This is a genomic window from Arthrobacter sp. M71 S08 (genome assembly GCF_059089725.1).
In genome coordinates, this window is the sequence record NZ_JBNHEY010000001.1 from 771017 (window position 1) to 791536 (window position 20520).

At 63.7% G+C, this 20520-nt stretch carries 19 protein-coding genes; 16 read left to right on the top strand and 3 right to left on the bottom strand.

Annotated elements, in window-relative coordinates; translation table 11 throughout:
• Positions 1 to 36: 36 nt before the first annotated feature.
• The 6 genes from dapA (at position 37) to AC5RTB_RS03620 (ending at position 7259) form a co-directional block, all read left to right on the top strand.
• Positions 37 to 960 carry a 4-hydroxy-tetrahydrodipicolinate synthase gene (dapA, locus tag AC5RTB_RS03595; protein WP_494059690.1) on the top strand — a complete coding sequence of 308 codons (924 nt, stop codon included), beginning with the start codon at positions 37 to 39 and terminating at the stop codon, positions 958 to 960.
• 18 nt (positions 961 to 978) lie between these two features.
• Positions 979 to 2670 carry a ribonuclease J gene (locus tag AC5RTB_RS03600; protein WP_494059691.1) on the top strand — a complete coding sequence of 564 codons (1692 nt, stop codon included), beginning with the start codon at positions 979 to 981 and terminating at the stop codon, positions 2668 to 2670.
• A gap of 51 nt (positions 2671 to 2721) precedes the next feature.
• On the top strand, positions 2722 to 5574 hold the full coding sequence (locus AC5RTB_RS03605) for an FtsK/SpoIIIE family DNA translocase (protein ID WP_494059692.1): 2853 nt from the start codon (positions 2722 to 2724) through the stop codon (positions 5572 to 5574).
• 9 nt (positions 5575 to 5583) lie between these two features.
• Positions 5584 to 6174, top strand: coding sequence for a CDP-diacylglycerol--glycerol-3-phosphate 3-phosphatidyltransferase (gene pgsA / locus AC5RTB_RS03610; RefSeq protein ID WP_494059693.1), 591 nt, complete (start codon positions 5584 to 5586; stop codon positions 6172 to 6174).
• On the top strand, positions 6171 to 6725 hold the full coding sequence (locus AC5RTB_RS03615; RefSeq protein ID WP_494059694.1) for a CinA family protein: 555 nt from the start codon (positions 6171 to 6173) through the stop codon (positions 6723 to 6725). The genes pgsA and AC5RTB_RS03615 overlap by 4 nt, the downstream gene beginning before the upstream one ends.
• Positions 6726 to 6818: 93 nt before the next feature.
• Entirely contained in the window at positions 6819 to 7259 is a 441-nt protein-coding gene (locus AC5RTB_RS03620) for a helix-turn-helix domain-containing protein (RefSeq protein ID WP_490890874.1), read from the top strand.
• A gap of 79 nt (positions 7260 to 7338) precedes the next feature.
• On the opposite strand, the gene AC5RTB_RS03625 is transcribed toward AC5RTB_RS03620, so the two are convergent.
• Complete coding sequence (locus AC5RTB_RS03625; RefSeq protein WP_494059695.1) at positions 7339 to 7812, bottom strand: MarR family winged helix-turn-helix transcriptional regulator; 474 nt, start codon at positions 7810 to 7812, stop codon at positions 7339 to 7341.
• Between the two features lie 41 nt (positions 7813 to 7853).
• Between AC5RTB_RS03625 and AC5RTB_RS03630 the strand changes: the two genes are divergently transcribed.
• The 6 genes from AC5RTB_RS03630 to dapF all read left to right on the top strand — a co-directional run bounded on the left by AC5RTB_RS03630 (position 7854) and on the right by dapF (position 13482).
• Complete coding sequence (locus AC5RTB_RS03630; protein WP_494059696.1) at positions 7854 to 8072, top strand: DUF3046 domain-containing protein; 219 nt, start codon at positions 7854 to 7856, stop codon at positions 8070 to 8072.
• Between the two features lie 219 nt (positions 8073 to 8291).
• Complete coding sequence (recA, locus tag AC5RTB_RS03635; RefSeq protein WP_490890877.1) at positions 8292 to 9353, top strand: recombinase RecA; 1062 nt, start codon at positions 8292 to 8294, stop codon at positions 9351 to 9353.
• A gap of 6 nt (positions 9354 to 9359) precedes the next feature.
• Positions 9360 to 9983 carry a regulatory protein RecX gene (locus AC5RTB_RS03640; protein ID WP_494059697.1) on the top strand — a complete coding sequence of 208 codons (624 nt, stop codon included), beginning with the start codon at positions 9360 to 9362 and terminating at the stop codon, positions 9981 to 9983.
• A gap of 128 nt (positions 9984 to 10111) precedes the next feature.
• On the top strand, positions 10112 to 11602 hold the full coding sequence (gene miaB, locus AC5RTB_RS03645; RefSeq protein WP_494059768.1) for a tRNA (N6-isopentenyl adenosine(37)-C2)-methylthiotransferase MiaB: 1491 nt from the start codon (positions 10112 to 10114) through the stop codon (positions 11600 to 11602).
• Position 11603: 1 nt separating this feature from the next.
• Positions 11604 to 12536, top strand: a complete 933-nt coding sequence (gene miaA, locus AC5RTB_RS03650) for a tRNA (adenosine(37)-N6)-dimethylallyltransferase MiaA (protein WP_494059698.1) — start codon at positions 11604 to 11606, stop codon at positions 12534 to 12536.
• Positions 12520 to 13482 (top strand): diaminopimelate epimerase, encoded by a 963-nt coding sequence (gene dapF, locus AC5RTB_RS03655; RefSeq protein WP_494059699.1) that lies wholly within the window; start codon positions 12520 to 12522, stop codon positions 13480 to 13482. Before miaA ends, dapF begins: the two co-directional genes overlap by 17 nt.
• Here the strand turns inward: dapF and AC5RTB_RS03660 are convergent.
• A complete protein-coding gene (locus AC5RTB_RS03660) occupies positions 13479 to 14087 on the bottom strand; it encodes a class I SAM-dependent methyltransferase (protein ID WP_494059700.1) in 609 nt (202 codons plus the stop codon). The genes dapF and AC5RTB_RS03660 overlap by 4 nt on opposite strands.
• A gap of 171 nt (positions 14088 to 14258) precedes the next feature.
• Here AC5RTB_RS03660 and hflX point away from each other — a divergent pair, with 171 nt between their 5' ends.
• A complete protein-coding gene (gene hflX, locus AC5RTB_RS03665; protein WP_494059701.1) occupies positions 14259 to 15824 on the top strand; it encodes a GTPase HflX in 1566 nt (521 codons plus the stop codon).
• Positions 15817 to 17838: an ATP-dependent DNA helicase gene (locus AC5RTB_RS03670; RefSeq protein ID WP_494059702.1), complete on the top strand. Its 2022-nt coding sequence runs from the start codon at positions 15817 to 15819 to the stop codon at positions 17836 to 17838. Before hflX ends, AC5RTB_RS03670 begins: the two co-directional genes overlap by 8 nt.
• Positions 17839 to 17850: 12 nt before the next feature.
• On the opposite strand, the gene lexA is transcribed toward AC5RTB_RS03670, so the two are convergent.
• Positions 17851 to 18579, bottom strand: coding sequence for a transcriptional repressor LexA (gene lexA, locus AC5RTB_RS03675; protein ID WP_494059769.1), 729 nt, complete (start codon positions 18577 to 18579; stop codon positions 17851 to 17853).
• A gap of 291 nt (positions 18580 to 18870) precedes the next feature.
• On the opposite strand from lexA, the gene AC5RTB_RS03680 reads away from it, so the two are divergent.
• Entirely contained in the window at positions 18871 to 19260 is a 390-nt protein-coding gene (locus tag AC5RTB_RS03680) for a LysM peptidoglycan-binding domain-containing protein (RefSeq protein WP_494059703.1), read from the top strand.
• Positions 19261 to 19364: 104 nt separating this feature from the next.
• A complete protein-coding gene (locus tag AC5RTB_RS03685; RefSeq protein WP_494059704.1) occupies positions 19365 to 20474 on the top strand; it encodes a histidinol-phosphate transaminase in 1110 nt (369 codons plus the stop codon).
• Positions 20475 to 20520 lie beyond the last annotated feature (46 nt).

Sequence of the window (20520 nt, forward strand, 5' to 3'; positions counted from 1 at the left end):
TGTTCTCACGCCCGCCGCAGCGGGTAAGTTTGATCCATGGCTGCCTCCGAAATTCGCCCGCTCCCATTCGGTTCTCTTGTCACCGCGATGGTGACGCCTTTCTCCGCCGACGGCTCCGTGGACTTCGACGCCACGGCCGCGCTTGCGGTCCGTCTGGTGGAGGACGGGTGTGACGGCCTCGTCGTCTCCGGTACAACCGGTGAAACTTCCACCCTTGAAGATCAGGAGAAGGAAGACCTTTTCCGGGTCGTAGCAGAGGCAGTCGGCGGACGAGCGAAGGTCATTGCCGGCACTGGTACCAACCACACCTCACACTCTGTCGAGATGGCCAAGCGGGCCGAGCGGGCCGGCGCGGACGCGCAGCTGGTCGTGACTCCGTACTACAACAAGCCGACGCAGGCCGGTGTTCTGGCACATTTCGACGCCGTGGCCGGGGCGTCGGACCTGCCCATCATGATCTATGACATCCCGGGCCGGGCCGGTATCCCGATCAGCACGGAAACCATGATCCGGCTGGCCGACAACCCGAAGATCCTTGCGCTGAAGGACGCGAAGGCGGACTACGCTGACATCACCCGCGTGCTTGCCAACACAACGCTGGATGTCTACGCGGGTGATGACGGCCTGACGCTGCCATGGATGGCAGCCGGTGCCGTTGGCGTTGTCAGCGTCAGTGCCCACGTGGCCACCGCGCAGTTCCGTGACCTCGTCGACGCAGCGGCTGCCGGTGATTTCGTCACAGCACGGAAGATTCACTTCGAACTGGACCCGGTTGTACGCGCTGTAATGACGCACATCCCGGGCGCAGTCTCCGCCAAGCAAATCCTGCGGATGCAGGGCGTACTTTCCAACTCCGTGGTGAGGCTGCCGCTTGTTGATCCCACCGCAGTCGAGATGGAACCGGTACTGGCCGATCTCGCCGAAGCGGGCTGGGACTTTTCCGCGGGCACTGACCGCTAGCATCCGAAAGGCCGACGTATGACAGAACTCGCAGCAACCGCACTCATTCCGCCTCCACCACTAGCCGAGGGAACACTCAGGGTTGTTCCACTCGGCGGTCTCGGTGAGATCGGCCGCAACATGGCCGTCTTCGAGATCGGCGGAAAACTGCTGATTGTGGACTGCGGAGTTCTGTTTCCCGAGGAGACGCAGCCCGGCGTCGACCTGATCCTGCCGGATTTCTCCTACATCGAGGACAGGCTGGACGACGTTGTGGGCTTGGTACTCACCCACGGGCACGAAGACCATATCGGCGCGGTTCCTTATCTTCTGCGCCTCAAGAATGACATTCCGCTGATCGGGTCGCAGCTGACTCTCGCGCTCATTGAGGCGAAACTCCAGGAACACCGGATCCGGCCTTTCACCCTCACCGTGGCGGAGGGCCAGATCGAGCAGTTCGGCCCCTTCGAATGTGAGTTCGTCGCCGTCAACCACTCTATTCCCGACGCGCTTGCTGTCTTCATCCGTACCGAGGCCGGTACGGTGCTGCACACCGGCGACTTCAAGATGGACCAGCTGCCCCTCGACGGCCGCATCACCGACCTGCGTGCCTTCTCGCGCCTGGGTGAAGAGGGAGTGGACCTGTTTATGGTTGACTCCACAAACGCGGACATACCCGGGTTCACGACGGCGGAACGCGAGATCGGCCCCGAGCTCGACCGGCTCTTCGGCCAGGTGAAGAAGCGCGTCATCGTTGCCTCCTTCTCCTCCCACATCCATCGCGTACAGCAGGTCCTCGACGCCGCGGCAGCCCACGGCCGGTTCGTCTGTTTCGCGGGCCGCTCGATGGTGCGCAACATGTCGATCGCAGCCAAGCTCGGCTACCTGCGGGTGCCCGACGGGATCCTGGTTGACGTGAAGAACGTGGACAACCTGCCCGATGACCGGGTCGTGTTGATGTCGACCGGCTCGCAGGGTGAGCCGATGGCGGCGCTGTCACGGATGGCGAACGGAGACCACCCGATTACGGTCGGGAAGGGAGACACCGTCATCCTCGCTTCCTCGCTCATCCCGGGCAACGAGAACGCGGTCTTCCGGGTTATCAACGGGCTCCTCAAGCTGGGCGCCGATGTCATCCACAAGGGCAACGCCCGCGTGCACGTATCGGGCCACGCAGCGGCCGGTGAACTGCTGTACTGCTATAACATCCTGAAGCCCAAAAACGTCATGCCCGTCCACGGCGAGACGCGGCACCTGATTGCCAATGGGAACCTCGCGATCCAGACCGGCATCCCGAGCGAGAACGTACTCCAGGCGGACGACGGCTCCGTCCTGGACCTGAAGGACGGCGTGGCCCGGATCGTGGGCGCGGTGGAATGCGGATACGTGTATGTGGACGGTTCCAGCATCGGCGAGATCACTGACGCCGACCTGAAGGACCGACGTATCCTCGGCGAGGAAGGCTTCATCTCGATCATCACCGTGGTCAACCGCAGCACGGGAACGATCGTCTCCGGACCGGACATCCACGCCCGCGGCTTCGCCGAGGATGATTCGGTGTTCGACGACATCAAGCCGAAGATCAGCACCGCCCTGGCCGAAGCAGTCATGAGCAACAAGGACCACACCACCCATCAGTTACAGCAGGTGGTGAGGCGCGTGGTGGGTACCTGGGTCAACCGCCGCCACCGCCGCCGTCCGATGATTATCCCGGTCGTCCTCGAGGCCTAGCGGGCGCGCTAATCCCGGGATCCGGGGGTGCCATCGGGTAGCGTAGCGACTATGGCGACTCGTACTTCCCCCACTTCTTCGCGGGGTCAACAGCCGCGAGCTCCACAGCCGCGAGGTTCGCAACAGCCGCGCACCCGCACCACGTCAGCCGCCGGCCGTGGATCGACGGCCGCTGGTCGGGGATCGACCGCCCGTGGTTCGGGCAAGGCCCAGCCGGAGGCTGCGACAGAAGAAAAACTTCCGTGGCCCATGCGCATCGTTCGTGGGTTCTGGATGGGACTGGCACACCTGGTCGCCGGCGCAATCCGAAAATTCGGTCACGACGTGCAGCCGCAGAAAGACCTCCGCCGGGACGGTACGGGGTTCTTCCTCTTCCTCTGTGCCGCCGCCGTGGCAACGGTTGAGTGGTGGGCGCTGACGGGTCCGGTAGCCGACGTCGTGCATGCTGTCGCCGGTGGTTCCGTCGGTTGGATGGCGCTGCTGCTGCCCTTCATCCTGCTGACCGGTGCAGTGCGCCTGTTCCGTTACCCCGAAAACCCCCAGGCCAATAACCGAATCGGTATCGGCCTCACTGTTCTCACGTTCGCCGGTGCGGGCATTGCGCATCTGGTGGGCGGACAACCCGAGCTTGCCGCCGGCCTGGATGCCCTGTGGCGGGCCGGCGGCGTGGTCGGGTATCTCGTTGCCGGACCTGCCGCTGCAATACTCTCCGCCTGGCCCGTGGCCATTGTGCTCGCATTCCTGCTGTTCGTGAGCATTCTCATCATCACTGCCACGCCGTTCCGCCATATCCCGTCCCGTCTGCGCAAGCTCTATGAGCACCTCATGGGTCAGGACCTGAACGAGGGCGGCGGGGACACCGACGAGCACGACCAGAGTTACCTGTCCGACCGCCAGCGTGCGGCGGCCAAGCCGAAGAAGAAGTCCCGCCTCTTCGGCGGGAAGAAGGATTCGAAGCAGGAAGAGGACCTGGACGGGTATGTCGGGGACGAAGCCTTCGAGCGCGCCGTTCTCGACGACGACGGCGACCCCGTCCCCGCTCCGCCGGCCATCCCGCCGGGCGTGCGTCGTCCCACCCAGCAGGAGCTTGCCACCGAGAAGATCAAGCGCAACCAGGGGTTGGAAGAGGCAGAGCCGGCCACCGAGGCGATGGCGGTCCTGCCGCCGGTCAGCGCACCCGCCGCCCAGCCGGTCCACGTTCCGTCGAACCCGGTCCAGCCGCAGGCCCCCGCAACCCCGATCCCGCAGCGGACCGAGCAACTCTCGCTCGCCGGAGACGTGACCTATACGCTCCCGCCGTCAGATTATTTGCCCGCCGGCACTCCACCGAAGGAACGTTCCGAGGCCAACGACGCCGTCGTCGCAGCGCTTACGCATACCCTCGAGCAGTTCAACGTCGACGCGAAGGTGACCGGTTTCTCCCGGGGACCCACGGTCACCCGCTACGAGATCGAATTGGCCTCGGGCACCAAGGTGGAGCGGGTCACCGCGCTGTCCAAGAACATCTCCTATGCGGTCGCCAGTTCGGACGTCCGGATTCTGTCTCCGATTCCAGGCAAGTCCGCTATCGGCATCGAGATCCCGAACACTGACCGCGAGACGGTGTCGCTGGGCGATGTCCTGCGCTCCGGAAACGCGCGGAAGACGGACCACCCCATGGTCATGGGCGTCGGCAAGGACGTCGAGGGCGGATTCGTTGTCGCGAATCTCGCCAAGATGCCGCACCTCCTTGTCGCGGGTGCCACCGGCGCGGGTAAGTCCTCCTTCGTGAACTCAATGATCACGTCCATACTCATGCGGGCCACACCCGATGAGGTGCGGATGATCATGGTCGATCCGAAGCGCGTTGAGCTGACGGCCTACGAGGGTGTGCCACACCTCATCACCCCCATCATCACCAGCCCCAAGAAAGCTGCTGAGGCCCTCCAATGGGTTGTCCGCGAGATGGACACCCGCTACGACGACCTCGCCAACTACGGCTACAAGCACATCGATGACTTCAACAAGGCTGTGCGGAACGGGAAGGTCGTCCCTCCGCCGGACTCAAAGCGCGTTGTGCGGCCTTACCCGTACCTGCTGGTCATCGTCGATGAGCTCGCGGACCTGATGATGGTTGCGCCCAGGGACGTCGAAGACTCCATCGTCCGTATCACCCAGCTGGCGCGTGCCGCGGGCATCCACCTTGTGCTTGCAACGCAGCGGCCGTCGGTCGACGTCGTGACCGGCCTGATCAAGGCGAACGTACCGTCGCGCATGGCGTTTGCCACCTCGTCGGTCACCGACTCGCGGGTTGTCCTTGACCAACCGGGTGCCGAGAAGCTGATCGGACAGGGCGACGCTCTCTTCCTGCCCATGGGTGCTTCCAAGCCAATGCGCGTTCAGGGTGCCTGGGTGACTGAGTCCGAGATCCACCGCGTGGTGGAGCACGTCAAGGAACAGCTGAAAGCGGTCTACCGCGATGACGTTGCGGTGGAGGCGCCGAAGAAGCAGATTGATGACGACATCGGGGACGATCTCGAAGTTTTGCTGCAGGCCACGGAACTGGTCGTCACCACACAGTTCGGTTCCACATCGATGCTGCAGCGCAAGCTTCGCGTCGGTTTTGCCAAGGCCGGCCGCCTGATGGACCTGCTGGAATCCAGGGGAGTGGTTGGCCCATCGGAAGGCTCCAAGGCGCGTGATGTTCTGGTGAAGCCCGATGACCTCGGTCCGGTTCTCGCTGCCATGCGGGGCGATGATCCGCCGGCGGCAGCGGCTGCCGAGCCGGCAGCCGAACAGAGCTACCCGCCCGGTGGCGGCACCGATCTGGTCGCAGAGGATCTGGACTCCCGTCCGCAGGCCGCCGACTACCATGACGACGACGATGACGGATCGGAAGACGCCTGGTCACTGACAGGCAGGTAGCCTTTATCCGTGAGTAATTCTGACGCCGGAGCGGTACCAGTCCTGAACGTCGCAAATGTGCTGACGGTCGTGAGAATCGTGCTGGTGCCGTTCTTCGTGTGGTTCCTCCTGGCCGATGCAAGCCAGGGCGGCATGCTCCGGTGGCTCGCTGTTGCAACGTTCGCAATCGCCATCTACACCGACAAGCTGGACGGTGATATCGCCCGTAGCCGTGGCCTCATCACGAATTTCGGGAAGATCGCCGACCCCATCGCCGACAAGCTGCTCATCGGCTCCGCACTGATCCTGCTTTCCGTACTGGGGGAGCTCTGGTGGTGGGTCACCATAGTGATCCTCGTTCGGGAACTCGGCATCACCTTGCTCAGGTTTGCGGTTATCCGTTACGGGGTGATGCCTGCCTCGCGCGGAGGAAAGCTGAAGACAGTCGTCCAGACTCTTGCGATCTTCCTTTACCTGCTGGTGCCGGCCCTCGGGGACTGGGCGTGGTGGCCTGCCGTCGTCGTGATGTTGGCTGCACTGGCCATCACTGTGGTGACAGGCATCGATTACGTGATGCAGGCTGTCCGTCTTCGTCGCACAGCACCCAACTCGCCGCTGTGAAGGCGGATCAGCCGTCAACTGCGCACCCCACGGTGACGGGCGGGCAGACCCGCGCTGCAAATCTTGAACGGGTGGTTGCGCTTGCTCGGGAACGCGGCCTGACCATCGCTACCGGAGAATCGTTGACCGCCGGAATGGTTGCCGCCGCGCTGGCCACCGTCCCGGGTGCTTCGGCAGTCCTGCGGGGCGGTGTGGTGTCCTATCATCGAGAGGTCAAGGCAGCCCTGCTTGGAGTCTCCCCGGCACTCCTTGCGCGCGTGGGTGCCGTTGACCGTGAAGTGGCCGAGCAGATGGCCAGGGGGGCAAGGATTGCGTGCGGTGCTGATGTCGGCGTGTCTACCACCGGTGTTGCAGGACCGGAGCCCCATGAAGGCAAAGCGGTAGGCACCGTCGTCGTTGCTGTTGATACGGTTGACGGTAGTGTGGTCCGGGAGTTCCGGTTCACCGGCACCCGGGCGGAAATCCGGGAATCGACCTGTGACGCGGCAGTGACACTGCTGACAGGGGCTCTTCAACACGAACCGGCGGGAACAAACGGAGTTCCGCAATAGTTATCAATAGTATCCAGCACGCAGAACTCAGACGGGCTAGGCTTAAATCAGACGGCTGCACAGTAGTCAGCACAAGGGAGTTAGGCGATACACATGGTAAAGCAACCCGTATCCGTGAACGGTGTTATCCGTTGGCGGGATGTGGGGTTGGCAGAAGATCCGCAACGTAAGCCGAAGGAGCGCAAGATGGTCGTTTTACGCCACGAGATCGGAGACGTCCTGCGGGACGTCCGCCAGCGCCAGGGCCGTACGCTCAGGGAAGTGTCGCACAGCGCCCGGGTCTCTCTGGGTTACCTCAGTGAGGTAGAGCGAGGTCAAAAGGAAGCGTCTTCGGAGTTGCTTTCGTCAATCTGCTCAGCACTTGATGTGCCGCTGTCGCTGATGCTCCGAGAGGTCAGTGATCGTCTGGCAGAAGCTGAAGGAGTCGCGGTTCCTGACACGGTTCCCCAGGAATTCGCCCAGCAGTTCGGCGGCGATATGCCTGAGGACTTCACCGACGGTTTCAGCAGGGGCCTGGCAGGCACCAAGAACTGATTCTGTACCAACTCATAACCAACTCAAAGTGTTGAGGAGAGGCTCGCCGCATGCGGCGAGCCTCTTCTGTTCGGTGCTGCTACCAGTTGTCCTTGGTATAGGTCTGATTAAGCTGGGAAATGAGGTTCCCGAGTGTCGTAAGGTCCGACAGGCTCCAGTCCTCCATCAGTTGGTGGAAAGCTTCCTTGCGGGCCTCCTGTGCGGCCGAAAGCTGCCTCAACCCGTCCTCCGTGAGACTGATGGACTGGGCGCGGCCGTCAAGGGGATCGGCTGCCTTCTGGACCAGGCCGAGCTGCTCGAGCATGGCGATTTGCCGGCTGACGGACGGTTTGCCTACCCCGATACTGGCCGCCAAGTCAGTCAGGCGCATCGAGCCCTCCCGTTGTAAGATGACCAGCAGTCCGTAGGCGGCCGGCTCCATATCGGGGTGGACGCGCCGCGCTACTTTGTAGGAGTTTGACCGCGCACGCCGCCACAGCATGCTGAGCTGTTGTTCCAACGCCTGAACGGCAGCATCGACGGAAGCATCGGGTTCCTGGCGGTCTACAGTCATGCTTTTCATTCTAGGGTTTATCAGGAGAAGGAGGGCGCAGCATGCGCACAAGTGACTTCTGGCGGTTGATGGACGACGAGTTCGGATCCGCCTACTCACGGACGCTGGCCCAGACCCTGCATCTGTCCGGCCTCGGAGACCGGACCCCTGCCCAGGCCCTGCAGGCAGGAAGCGATCCGAAGGCGGTATGGCTCGCGGTATGCGAAATGCAGGATGTGCCCGATTACCGCCGGCTGGGGCGGGACGTCAAGCCCCGCTAGCGGCAGCCGAACACGCCGGGCGAATCAATCGAATATGTGTTCGGACCGGGCTATGCTGAACGGAGAACATTCCTTGCCACACGTCCTCCACATGTCCGCTGAACAGCGCAGGATATCCACATCGGTTGCTCCGCCGGGCAAACTGTCGGAGGGGGACGTTACGGTCAAAAGGAACAGTAAAACGGGCCTTAGGTGGCCATGAATAAACCGAGGTGAATTATGGCCGTACCAGCCAATCGTGAAAAGGCTCTTGAGGCCGCACTGGCCCAGATTGACAAGCAGTACGGCAAGGGCTCAGTCATGCGGCTTGGCGACGAGATCCGTGCGCCAATCGAGACTATCTCCACCAGTTCCATCGCGCTCGATGCGGCGCTCGGAATCGGCGGTCTCCCGCGCGGCCGCGTCGTGGAAATCTATGGTCCGGAATCTTCGGGTAAAACCACGGTGGCGCTGCATGCGGTAGCCAACGCCCAGCGCAACGGTGGCATCGCGGCTTTCATCGATGCCGAGCACGCACTGGATCCTGAGTACGCAAAGAAGCTCGGCGTGGATACTGACGCACTGTTGGTCTCCCAGCCGGACACCGGTGAGCAGGCACTTGAAATCATGGACATGCTCGTGGGCTCAGGGTCCATCGACATCGTCGTCATCGACTCCGTTGCCGCGCTCGTCCCCCGCGCCGAGATCGAGGGCGAAATGGGAGACAGCCATGTGGGTCTGCAGGCCCGGCTGATGAGCCAGGCACTGCGCAAGATCACAGGCCGGCTGAGCCAGACCAAGACAACCGCCATCTTTATCAACCAGCTTCGCGAGAAGATCGGCGTGTTCTTCGGCAGCCCGGAAACCACCACAGGCGGCAAGGCACTGAAGTTCTATGCGTCCGTGCGCATCGACGTGCGGCGTATTGAAACGCTCAAGGAGGGCACAAACCCGGTCGGTAACCGGACGCGGGCCAAGATCGTCAAGAACAAGATGGCTCCGCCGTTCAAGCAGGCTGAATTCGATATTCTGTACGGCTTCGGAATCTCCCGTGAAGGCGGACTCATCGACGTCGGTGTAGAGAACGGCCTCGTCAAGAAGTCGGGCGCATGGTTCACCTATGACGGAGACCAGCTGGGACAGGGCAAGGAGAATGCCCGCAAGTTCCTGATAGACAACCCCGACCTTGCTGACGAGTTGGAGCAGCGGATCCGGCAAAAGCTGGGAGTGGGAGGTGCGGTAGAACCCGCACCGGAACAGGATGCTCCCAAGCTGAAGGCCGTCGGCGGCGAGGCCGGCTAGCCGTTTATGAGTGGTTTTTCCGGAGGGTCCGGCGCCGCGACCCGACGCGGCGCCGGACGTTCAGGCAAGACGAAGGGAAATCAGGGCCCCACACCTGGTTCACCGGCGGACCTCACCCTGGAAGCGGATCCCCACGAGGTTGCACGCTCGATCGTCTTGCGTCAGCTCTCCATGGCACCGCGCAGCCGTCACCAGCTCCTCATGAAACTCCTCGAGCGGGATGTTTCCGAGCAGGTAGCGGAGGAGATCCTGGACCGTTATGAAGAGGTCCAGCTGATTGACGACGCGGAGTTCGCCCGAATGTGGGTCAGAAGCCGGGCGCAAACCCGGTCGCTGGCCAGATCGGCGATCAAGCGCGAGCTCGCGGACAAGGGCATCACGGGGGAGTTGGCCGAAGATGCGTTGTCCCAACGCACTGATGAGGACGAGCGTGCTGCCGCCGAAGATCTTGTACGCAGGAAGTTGCGGCCGCTCGCTGATCCCAATGACCGCGTGGAGCGCGACAAGCAAGTGCGCCGCCTGGTAGCAATGCTCGCGCGGAAGGGTTACGCCCCCTCCCTCGCGTTCTCGATCGTCAAGAATCTTCTGGAGCGGGATTCCGTCGAGCAGGATATCCCGGACGAGGGTTAGGATCTCCCCGCGTCGGCTGGCCGTCTACGGCTGCACGCCGTCGGATTGGGACAGGGAGCGGTGGGCCGTACCCTTAATGGGTGAGTTCCACAGTTGCGTTTCCTTCCCCAGCACAGCCCGCAGAGCATGTGTCCGCCCAGCAGCGCACGTATGAAGTGCGTACGTTCGGCTGTCAAATGAACGTGCACGATTCCGAACGGATCGCAGGCCTCCTGGAAGACGCCGGTTACGTCACTGCCGCTGGAGACCAGGCCGACGTCGTCGTTTTCAACACCTGCGCGGTGCGGGAGAACGCGGACAACAAGCTGTACGGAAACCTCGGTCAGCTTGCACCCGTCAAGCAATCCAGGCCCGGGATGCAGATTGCTGTGGGTGGATGCCTCGCCCAAAAGGACCGGGAGACGATCCTCCGCAAGGCGCCGTGGGTGGACGCCGTCTTCGGAACGCACAACATCGGCGCGCTGCCCGCCCTGCTGGAACGCGCCCGTCACAACAACGAAGCACAGCTCGAGATCCTCGAAGCGCTGGACGTCTTCCCCTCCACCCTGCCGACCAAACGCGACGCGGTGTACTCGGGTTGGGTGTCCATATCCGTCGGCTGCAACAACACCTGCACCTTCTGCATAGTCCCCTCGCTGCGAGGGAAGGAGAAGGACAGGCGCCCCGGCGACATCCTTGCCGAGATCGAGGCACTGGTGGCGGACGGGGCCATCGAAGTCACGCTCCTGGGCCAGAACGTAAATTCCTACGGGGTTGAGTTCGGGGACCGGGGTGCATTCGCCAAGCTGCTGCGTTCCTGCGGCGACATCCCAGGACTGGAAAGGGTGCGCTTCACGAGCCCCCACCCCGCAGCGTTCACCGACGACGTCATCGACGCCATGGCAGAGACGCCGAACGTGGCTCCACAACTGCACATGCCCCTGCAGTCCGGCTCCGACCGCATACTCAAGGCGATGCGCCGCTCCTACAGGTCGGAGAAGTTCCTCGGCATTCTCGACCGGGTTCGCCGGCGCATGCCGCACGCGTCAATCTCGACGGACATCATCGTCGGCTTCCCCGGAGAGACCGAGGAGGACTTCCAGGAAACGCTTCGGGTCGTGGAACAGTCGCGATTCGCCACCGCTTTCACCTTCCAGTACTCCAAGCGGCCCGGCACGCCTGCCGCGGATCTTCCCGACCAGCTCCCGAAGGCAGTTGTACAGGAGCGCTACGAGAGGCTCACCGCGTTGCAGGACCGCATCTCCGGTGAGGAGAACGCGGCGCAGGTCGGCCGGCGGGTGGAGGTGATGGTCACCGCTCAGCAGGGCCGCAAAGCGCATGAGACCCATCGACTGAGCGGGCGTGCCCGCGACCAGCGTCTCGTGCACTTCTCGGTGCCGGAGGGCACTGAGGCTCCACGGCCCGGGGACCTCGTCACCGTACCCATCACTGCGGCCGCGGCCTTCCACCTCATCGCTGACCCCTCGGCAGAGGATTACCACCTGCGTCGCTCACGCGCCGGTGACGCCTGGGACCGGGCGCAGGCAGAGTCCTGTGGAGCGCCGGCACCGGGCGCTGCGGGTATCGGCGGCAAGGGTGTCTCACTGGGCATGCCCTCCCTTCCCGTTCGCCGTCCCTAAGATGAGCGGGACGGAGGCGGCGGGAACGCTGCCGCTCATCGCCGTCGTCGGACCCACGGGGTCGGGGAAATCAGAGTTGGGCATCGCGCTGGCCAAGGCGCTCGGCGGTGAGGTCATCAACGCTGACTCCATGCAGTTCTACCGCGGCATGGACATCGGCACGGCCAAGTTGTCAGTCGATGAACACTCCGGCGTACGGCACCACCTCCTGGACATCCTCGACGTCCGTGACGAAGCAAGCGTTGCCCGCTACCAACAGCGCAGCCGCGAGGTGATGGCGGATGTCCGTTCGCGGGGCAACGTGCCGATCCTCGTGGGCGGCTCAGGCCTGTACATCCGCGCAGCCCTCGATCAGCTTGAATTTCCGCCGACCGACGCCATGGTCCGCGCCCGCCTCGAATCGGAAAACGAACTGCACGGGTCAGCGGCCCTGAGGGAGCGACTCTCCGCCGTCGATCCCGTTTCAGCACAGCGTCTGGAAGACGAGCGCCGCGTGATCCGGGCGCTTGAAGTGCACGAAATCACGGGCCGGCCCTTCAGCTCCTACATGCCGCAGCGCGTGTATCACCAGCCCGCCGTGCAGATTGGACTGCAGGTCGACCGGGACATCCTCAAGGAGCGGCTTGCCGAGCGCGTGCATGTCATGGTCGAGCGTGGGCTGCTGGACGAGGTACGCACGCTCGATGAGCAGGGCCTCCGGAAGGGCCGAACCGCGGCGCGCGCCCTGGGGTACAGCCAGTTCCTGCGCGTGCTCGACGGCGAATGGTCACCGGCGGAGGCAGCGGAGGACACCATTGCGGCTACGCGGCGCTTTGCCCGGCGTCAGCTGACCTGGTTCCGGGCCGATGAACGGGTGCACTGGCTCCACTGGCGGGATCCGGAGCTTGTTGCGAAAGCCGTGAGCATTGTCCGCAGCGATGGACCCCTATCCTAGAACGGTGAGTACCCACGCCCAAGCAGCATCGCCCGTCCGTACGCGACTGTCCGGCCTGTCCTTCACCAAGGGGCACGGCACCGGCAACGATTTCATCCTCGTTGCGGATCCGGACGGGTCGGTGGACCTGACGGCCACGGATGTCGCGATCGCCTGTGACCGTCACCGCGGTATCGGTGCTGACGGTCTGATCCGTGCGGTGCCGTCGTCGTTCCTGCCGGAGGGAAGGGCGCTGCTCGAACAGAATCCAAGCGCGCAGTGGTTCATGGACTATCGCAACGGTGACGGCTCGATGTCGGAGATGTGCGGCAACGGGGTCCGCGTGTTTGTTCATTTCCTGATCAGCCAGGGCCTGGTCGAGCTGGCGGAGGGTGCCGTGGTGGCCATCGGGACCCGTGGCGGCATCAAACTGGTCGAGCGGTCTGCCGACGGTTACTCGGTCGACATGGGTCCCTGGGAATTCATCTATCCGAACGCGGCAGCTTCGCGTGCAACTGATTCCCTGGTGGAGGCCGACGGACTGCAGGTTGCCAGGCCGGGCCTGTCGATCAGTATGGGCAATCCCCACACGGTTGTTGCCCTCGCTGAGATCGCCGAACTGCGAGCAACGCGTCTGTTCGACGCGCCTTCCGTGGACCCGGTGCCGCCGAACGGTACCAACGTCGAGTTTGTCGTCCCGCATGACCCCCTCATGCACGACGGCGTGGGGCAGGTAAGCATGCGTGTCCACGAGCGCGGAGTGGGAGAAACGCTCTCGTGCGGTACCGGTGCCTGCGCGGCGGCAGTCGCCGCGCGATACTGGGCAGGAGAAGAGGCCCCTGACATCTGGAGCGTCACAGTCCCCGGCGGTACTGTCGGCGTCCGTTTTGCGATCAGTCCCGGGGGAGCCGAGCACGTCCACCTCAGCGGACCTGCAGTGCTGGTAGCCAGCGGTACTTTCGCCTAGGCCCTGCGGGTCACCCGTAGAATGCGGAAGGACTTCGAGGTGGCTGCCCTGTCGACGTCGTAATCGGCGGCAAGCTCGGCAGCGAGCCACCGCTGCAGCGAGTCCGCACCAAGATTCTTCTGCACGACCAGCCAGGCGATGCCGCCGGGCGCCAGCCGCGGAACCCACCGCAGGAGAAGCTCGTGGAGAGCGTCCTTTCCGATGCGGATAGGCGGGTTGGACCAGATGGTGTCGAAGGAGATGTCCGGGCTGACGTCGTCGGGCAGGACAGCGCTTACGTTGGACAGATCCAGCCGGCGTGCGTTTTCCCTGGTCAGTTCCAGCGAACGCTCATTGACATCGATTGCCACGACGTTCGCCTGCGGTGCCTGAAGCGCCATTGTGAGGGCAATCGGTCCCCATCCGCAGCCAATGTCGAGCAGGTTCGAGCCGGTTGGAGGCGGGACCTCGGACAGCAGGATGGCAGTGCCCTTGTCCACGCCGTCGGGGCTGAAGATACCGCCCGATGTAACCAGCTCCCGCTCCTTGCCCGCAAGGGTCACCCGGAGCGGCCGGCGGCGATCCGGTCCCGAAGGGGCGGCGCTGAAGTAGTGCTGCGAATCCATAGTGTTCCAGCCTAGTGCGCTCCTCACGGCCCGCGAACCTACAGTCCGCAACACACACTCCACGACGCCGCTTCGGCCGATCGGTCCTGTGCCCGTCTTCGCGCTCAGAGAATCTTGCCCACGCACTTGGGGCAACGGACTACCATGGAAAGACAGTTACCAAGGGAGAGTATGACCACACATCACGGAGCGTCGGCAACGCCCGAGCCGGAAATGGGCCCGGATGAGATCCAGGCTGTTATTGACCGGATACTTGCCAAGGACCCCGCATCGTCGCCCAACGGCGTTCCCCGCCGTTTCAGCAACGGCCCCAGTGGCCGAGCCCAGGCCCTTTCGGAACTCGACGAGGAGCACACCGAGTACGACGGCGAACAGCAGGACCTCGCGGAGCGTCGCGCTCTCCGGCGTGTGGCTGGCCTGTCTACGGAACTCGAGGATGTCACCGAAGTCGAGTACCGGCAGCTGCGCCTTGAGCGCGTGGTCTTGGCGGGCATCTGGGGCGAAGGCACAGTCGAAGAGGCGGAGAACTCTCTCCGCGAACTCGCTGCACTCGCGGAAACGGCCGGATCGGAAGTGTTGGACGGGATCATCCAGCGCCGCCTGAAACCGGACCCTGGAACCTTCCTTGGAGCGGGCAAGGCCGAGGAGCTGAAGAACATCGTGATGGCAACCGGTGCAGACACCGTGGTCGTCGATAGTGAGCTCGCTCCGTCGCAGCGCCGCGGACTCGAAGACATCGTCAAGGTCAAGGTCATCGACCGGACGGCGCTCATCCTGGATATTTTCGCCCAGCACGCCAAGTCCCGTGAGGGCAAGGCGCAGGTCGAGCTCGCGCAGCTTGAGTACCTCCTCCCTCGTCTCCGTGGCTGGGGTGACTCGATGTCCCGCCAGGCCGGTGGCCAGGTCGGCGGTGCCGGTGCAGGCATGGGTTCCCGTGGACCCGGTGAAACCAAGATCGAGCTCGACCGGCGGAAGATCCGCACCCGTATGGCCAAGCTCCGTCGTGAAATCGCCGGGATGAAGCCTGCCCGTGAGACCAAGCGGGCCAACCGCCGTCGTCATGAAGTTCCATCAGTCGCTATTGCCGGGTACACCAATGCCGGAAAATCGTCCCTGCTCAACCGCCTGACCGACGCCGGGGTCCTGGTCGAGAATGCGCTCTTTGCAACGCTGGATCCCACCATCCGGCGTGCGCAGACTCCTGACGGGCTCGAGTTCACGCTCGCGGACACCGTCGGATTCGTCCGTTCGCTTCCTACCCAGCTGGTCGAGGCGTTCCGGTCAACGCTGGAGGAAGTGGCGGACGCCGACCTCATTCTCCACGTCGTGGATGCCTCGCACCCCGACCCTGAGGGGCAGATCGCTGCGGTACGCGAAGTGCTTACCGAAGTCGACGCGCGCAAGGTGCCGGAAATTGTGGTCCTGAACAAGGCGGATGCGGCCGATCCCTTCGTGCTCGAACGGCTCCGGCAGCGGGAACCCCGCCACGCGATCGTTTCTGCCCGCACTGGCCAGGGAATTCCGGAGCTGCTGGAGCTGATCAGTCAGGCAATCCCGCGGCCCAGCGTCAAACTGACCCTGCTCGTGCCCTACCAGCGCGGCGATGTCGTCAGCCGTCTGCACCAGCCGGATGCGGAGATCCTTCGCCTTGAGCATGTGGAAGACGGTACACAGATCGACGTGATGGTCCGGGAAGGCTTGGCCGCGGAACTGGAGCCGTTCGTCAGGCATGGCTGAAGGGAGCGTAAGTCCCCTTCAACTGCTTGACCATGTCGTGGAAACGATGGGCGGTCAGCAGCGCAGCGGACAGCATGAGATGGTGCGCCAGGTCGAGGAGGCAATCGACACCGGCACCCATTTGCTGGTGCAGGCTGGCACCGGTACCGGGAAGTCGCTGGCATACCTGCTTCCGTTGATTGCGCATGCGGTGAAGAGCGACACGACCTCCATCGTTTCGACCGCCACCCTGGCACTGCAGGCGCAGATTGTTAACCGTGATCTGCCGAGGCTCCTCGACACACTGCACGGCTCACTCCCGCGCCCGGTGAACGTCGCGCTGCTCAAGGGCCGGAGCAACTACGTCTGCCGCCACAAGACCGACGGCGGATTCCCCGACGAGGACGATTCAGGAGCGCTGTTTGCTCTCGACGGCGACACCGCGGCACCGCATCCCACGGCCGGGCCGTCGACCCCACTTGGTCGGGAGATCGTCCGGCTGCGGGAGTGGGCTGAGGATACCGAAACCGGCGATCGGGACGAGCTCCTCCCGGGTGTCAGCGATCGGGCCTGGCGTCAGGTCTCCGTCTCCTCCATGGAATGCCTCGGCGCCCAGAAGTGTCCCGTTGCCGACGAATGCTTCAGTGAGCGTGCACGAGAAAAAGCCGGGCAGGCGGACATCGTGATCACCAACCATGCCCTGCTGGCGATCAATGCGTTCGAGGGGCTTGCGGTGCTCCCCGAGCACGACGTGGTAGTCATCGATGAAGCACACGAGCTGCACGACCGCGTGACCTCAGCGGTGTCCGGCCAACTCTCCGGAGCTCTGATCGGAGCGGCAGCCTCGGTGGCGCGCCGCCATCTGGGCGCGGATACTGACACGCTGCATGCCGCGCAGAGCGCCTTTGAGGGTGCCTTTGACGCTCAACCCACCGGCTTAATGCCCGGGGGGCTCGATGAGCAGCAGGAGCTCGCGCTTGTCCAATTGCGGGAAGCCTGCAGGCTGGCTCTATCCGAGTCGAGCTCCGACGGGTCCGCCCAGTCGGCGGACGGCGGGCGGCAGATGGCCCGCTCGCGTCTGCTGATGCTGCTCGAATTGTCCGAGCGAATGGTCTCAGCCGGTGGCGCTGGGGAGGTGCTGTGGGCCAGCCGTCCGAGCACGTTCAGTCCCGGCTCCGGTTACTCAGCGGCGGACGACTCCTCGCCCGCCACCATCAGCATTGCCCCACTTTCGGTTGCGGGACGTCTCAGGCGGGGCCTGTTCGAGGATCACACCGTCGTGCTCACGTCAGCGACACTCGCGATCGGTTCCGAATTCGGGCCGGTCGCGGGCTCCCTCGGGTTAACCGGCGAGGGCGCGCCGTCGTGGACCGGGGTGGACGTCGGAAGTCCTTTCGACTATCCCCGGCAGGGCGTACTGTACGTCGCCAAGGACTTGCCGAAGCCCGGACGCGGAACTTCCGAGGAGCAGCTGGACGAGCTCGAGGCGCTGATCAAGGCCTCCCGTGGGGGAACACTCGGACTGTTCTCGTCGCGGCGGGCAGCGGAAGATGCTGCCGAAGCGCTTCGGGGGAGAGTCGACGTCGAGATCCTCTGCCAGGGCGAATCCTCCATGTCTGCGCTGGTAAAGCAGTTCGCGGAGGAACCCGACACCTGCCTTTTCGGCACAATGTCGCTGTGGCAGGGCGTTGATGTGCCCGGAACCTCCTGCCGCCTGGTCACCATCGACCGCATACCCTTCCCGCGGCCCGACGACCCGCTGATGACGGCGCGAACCCGTGCTGTGGCGAAGGCCGGGGGGAACGGCTTCATGCATGTCTCGGCCACCCACGCCGCGGTACGCCTTGCTCAGGGAGCGGGCCGGCTCATCCGCGCCCAGAACGATAGGGGAATGGTCGCCGTACTTGACTCCCGCCTGGCAACGGCCGGCTACGGCGGCTTCCTGAGGGCCGCCCTGCCGCCCTTTTGGCCCACGACAGACAGGGCAACCGCGCTCGCGATTCTGACGCGCCTTGCTCCCACGCAACCGGCCTAGGTTGCGAGCGGGTTAGAGGGCGCGCATCACCGAGACGACTCTGCCCATGATGGTGGCATGGTCGCCGAGAATCGGCTCGTAGTTGGTGTTCTGCGGCAGGAGCCAGGTGTGGCCATCACGCTGGCGGAACGTCTTCACAGTGGCTTCATCATCCAGAAGCGCCGCCACCACGTCTCCGTTTTCCGCATTGCTCTGACGGCGGACCACTACCCAGTCGCCGTCACAGATGGCGGCGTCGATCATGGAGTCGCCGGACACCCGCAGCATGAAAAGTTCTCCATGACCGACAAGCTGACGGGGGAGCGGCATAACGTCTTCAACCAGCTGGTCCGCCAGGATAGGACCGCCGGCGGCAATGCGTCCGACCAGCGGAACCATGGCGGCATCAACGGCCGAGAGTGGCGCTGATTCTTCTTCCTCAGCGGAGGAAGGCAGGATGCGCGGACCGTCGTCTCCAAGGGTGAGGGGAAGCAGGATCTCCATGGCGCGGGGACGCTTCGGGTCGCGACGGATGTAACCCATGCGCTCCAGCTGCGAGAGCTGGTGCGTGACGCTTGAGAGGCTGGCAAGCCCGACGGTGTCCCCAATCTCGCGCATGGACGGCGGGTAACCGTGCGCTGCAACGCTGCGCTGGATGGTCTCAAGAATCTTCTTCTGGCGGGGTGTCATTCCCTTTGGCGTGGCCCGGCCCCGCGGACGCCCGCGTCCGCGCTTGGCGTCTGGCGCAGGCACCTCTGTCATGTCCTCTGCCGCACTGAGATCTGCCACGAGAATGCGTCCCTTTCCTCTGGCTGGACCCGGACTGCCGCTCGCCAACCTGTTTTGTCAGTGGTGGGTGATGAGCTGGTTTCGAAGCGGCCGGACCGTCACCTTTGCCAGCAACGCTAGGGGACTGAACGTCCGTTTTCAAACATTTGTTCGAGCGAGTCTCGACAATATTAGTTCACAAATGCTAAGAATAAACGGATAGGAATAGAACACAGCTTCGAAAAAAGCTGTTGGGACATCCACACAACGAGAAAGGTGGACGCCATGTCGACGCTCCATATCGCAGGATCAGTTCCCACATTCCGGCTGGAAATGCGTCCGAACCGCGGAACCGGCGCACCATCCGGCCTGCATCTCACTCGCCGCGGCTGGATTGTTCTGATAGCTCTGCCCCTCGCACTTCTCGCCGCAGCGCTGCTCATCATCAGTGCGTTCTTCACCTCGCAGGCACAGGCCGCGGGAGGCGCGGGCGAAGTCACCAATACCGTGCGCGTCAATGTCACGTCGGGCGAGACTCTCTGGGCACTGGCCGCAGAGTATGCACCAAACCGGGATCCGCGTGCGGTAGTCGAGGAGATCGTCGAACTGAACGCTCTGGCCTCGTCCACCGTGCAGGCTGGGCAGTCCCTCCATATCCCCGTCGGAGGCCCGTGAGGCCTTGAAGATGTCGGATGGAAGTGTCCCGGGGAAGTGCGTAATAGTGCCCCGCTCCCGCAACGAATTCTTCAATGGGCAGCCTGCGGCCTTAAACTCTGGTAGTGACCGATCAGCTTGAACGCCTTAGCCGTCTGCCGATCCGAGAGAACCTGCGCGGACTCCGGCCGTACGGTGCTCCGCAGATAGACGTACCCATCCTTCTGAATGTCAACGAGAATACCCATGGCGTCCCGGAGGACGTTCGCAGTGCGATCGTTGATGCGGTGCAGAAAGCCGTAGCAGGACTCAACCGCTACCCCGACCGGGAGTTCACCCTCCTCCGCGAGCACCTCGCCAGCTACCTCGGTCACGGACTCACCGCAGACAACATCTGGGCAGCCAACGGATCGAACGAGGTCCTCCAACACATCCTGCTTGCGTTCGGCGGCCCTGCCCGAACTGCTCTGGGTTTCCCTCCCACCTACTCGATGTATCCCTTACTTGCCGGATCCACGGGGACTGAGTACCTGACAGGCACGAGGCAGGACAACTTCGATCTTGATGTTCGGTCGACCGCTGACCAGGTGGCTTCCTCAGGAGCGAACATTGTGTTCCTGTGCAGCCCGAACAATCCGACCGGTACTGCCCTCTCCCTGGACGTTGTCTCCGAGGTCTACGATGCAGGCGAGGCAGCCCAGGCGATCATCATTGTGGACGAGGCGTACGCGGAGTTCTCCCACACGGGCACGCCCAGCGCACTCGAACTGCTGCCCGGGAGGGAGCGGCTTATTGTCTCGCGCACTATGAGCAAAGCGTTCGCTCTCGCCGGAGCGCGCCTCGGATACCTGGCCGCGGCGCCGGAAATCGCGGACGCCCTTCGGCTCGTACGCCTTCCTTACCACCTCTCCGCGATCACTCAAGCCACGGCAGTGGCGGCCCTGACGCACTCCGGGAAGCTGCTCGCCAACGTCGATGAGATTAAGCGGCAGAGGGACCGCATTGTGTCCGGCCTTATAGGCATGGGCCTGCCGGTTGCGCCGTCGGACTCCAATTTCGTGCTGTTTGGAGGCATCGAGGACCCGCGCGCAGTCTGGCAGGGCCTCCTTGATGCCGGAGTCCTGATCCGCAACGTCGGCATACCGCACCACTTGCGGGTCACTGCCGGTACACAGGAGGAGACCACTATCTTCCTTGACACCCTCGAATCTTTGATCCGGCCGGGCGTCTCCTAAACTAGACCGGGATGCACGTACGGGCCCACTGCCCGTCTGTTGCCGT

Excerpts from the sequence above, each read along its gene's own strand:
- dapA (WP_494059690.1), top strand. The coding sequence starts at position 37 with ATGGCTGCCTCCGAAATTCGCCCGCTCCCATTCGGTTCTCTTGTCACC.
- AC5RTB_RS03600 (WP_494059691.1), top strand. The coding sequence starts at position 979 with ATGACAGAACTCGCAGCAACCGCACTCATTCCGCCTCCACCACTAGCC.
- AC5RTB_RS03605 (WP_494059692.1), top strand. The coding sequence starts at position 2,722 with ATGGCGACTCGTACTTCCCCCACTTCTTCGCGGGGTCAACAGCCGCGA.
- AC5RTB_RS03620 (WP_490890874.1), top strand. The coding sequence starts at position 6,819 with ATGGTAAAGCAACCCGTATCCGTGAACGGTGTTATCCGTTGGCGGGAT.
- AC5RTB_RS03625 (WP_494059695.1), bottom strand. The coding sequence starts at position 7,812 with ATGACTGTAGACCGCCAGGAACCCGATGCTTCCGTCGATGCTGCCGTT.
- AC5RTB_RS03630 (WP_494059696.1), top strand. The coding sequence starts at position 7,854 with ATGCGCACAAGTGACTTCTGGCGGTTGATGGACGACGAGTTCGGATCC.
- recA (WP_490890877.1), top strand. The coding sequence starts at position 8,292 with ATGGCCGTACCAGCCAATCGTGAAAAGGCTCTTGAGGCCGCACTGGCC.
- AC5RTB_RS03640 (WP_494059697.1), top strand. The coding sequence starts at position 9,360 with ATGAGTGGTTTTTCCGGAGGGTCCGGCGCCGCGACCCGACGCGGCGCC.
- miaA (WP_494059698.1), top strand. The coding sequence starts at position 11,604 with ATGAGCGGGACGGAGGCGGCGGGAACGCTGCCGCTCATCGCCGTCGTC.
- dapF (WP_494059699.1), top strand. The coding sequence starts at position 12,520 with ATGGACCCCTATCCTAGAACGGTGAGTACCCACGCCCAAGCAGCATCG.
- AC5RTB_RS03660 (WP_494059700.1), bottom strand. The coding sequence starts at position 14,087 with ATGGATTCGCAGCACTACTTCAGCGCCGCCCCTTCGGGACCGGATCGC.
- hflX (WP_494059701.1), top strand. The coding sequence starts at position 14,259 with ATGACCACACATCACGGAGCGTCGGCAACGCCCGAGCCGGAAATGGGC.
- AC5RTB_RS03670 (WP_494059702.1), top strand. The coding sequence starts at position 15,817 with ATGGCTGAAGGGAGCGTAAGTCCCCTTCAACTGCTTGACCATGTCGTG.
- lexA (WP_494059769.1), bottom strand. The coding sequence starts at position 18,579 with ATGACAGAGGTGCCTGCGCCAGACGCCAAGCGCGGACGCGGGCGTCCG.
- AC5RTB_RS03680 (WP_494059703.1), top strand. The coding sequence starts at position 18,871 with ATGTCGACGCTCCATATCGCAGGATCAGTTCCCACATTCCGGCTGGAA.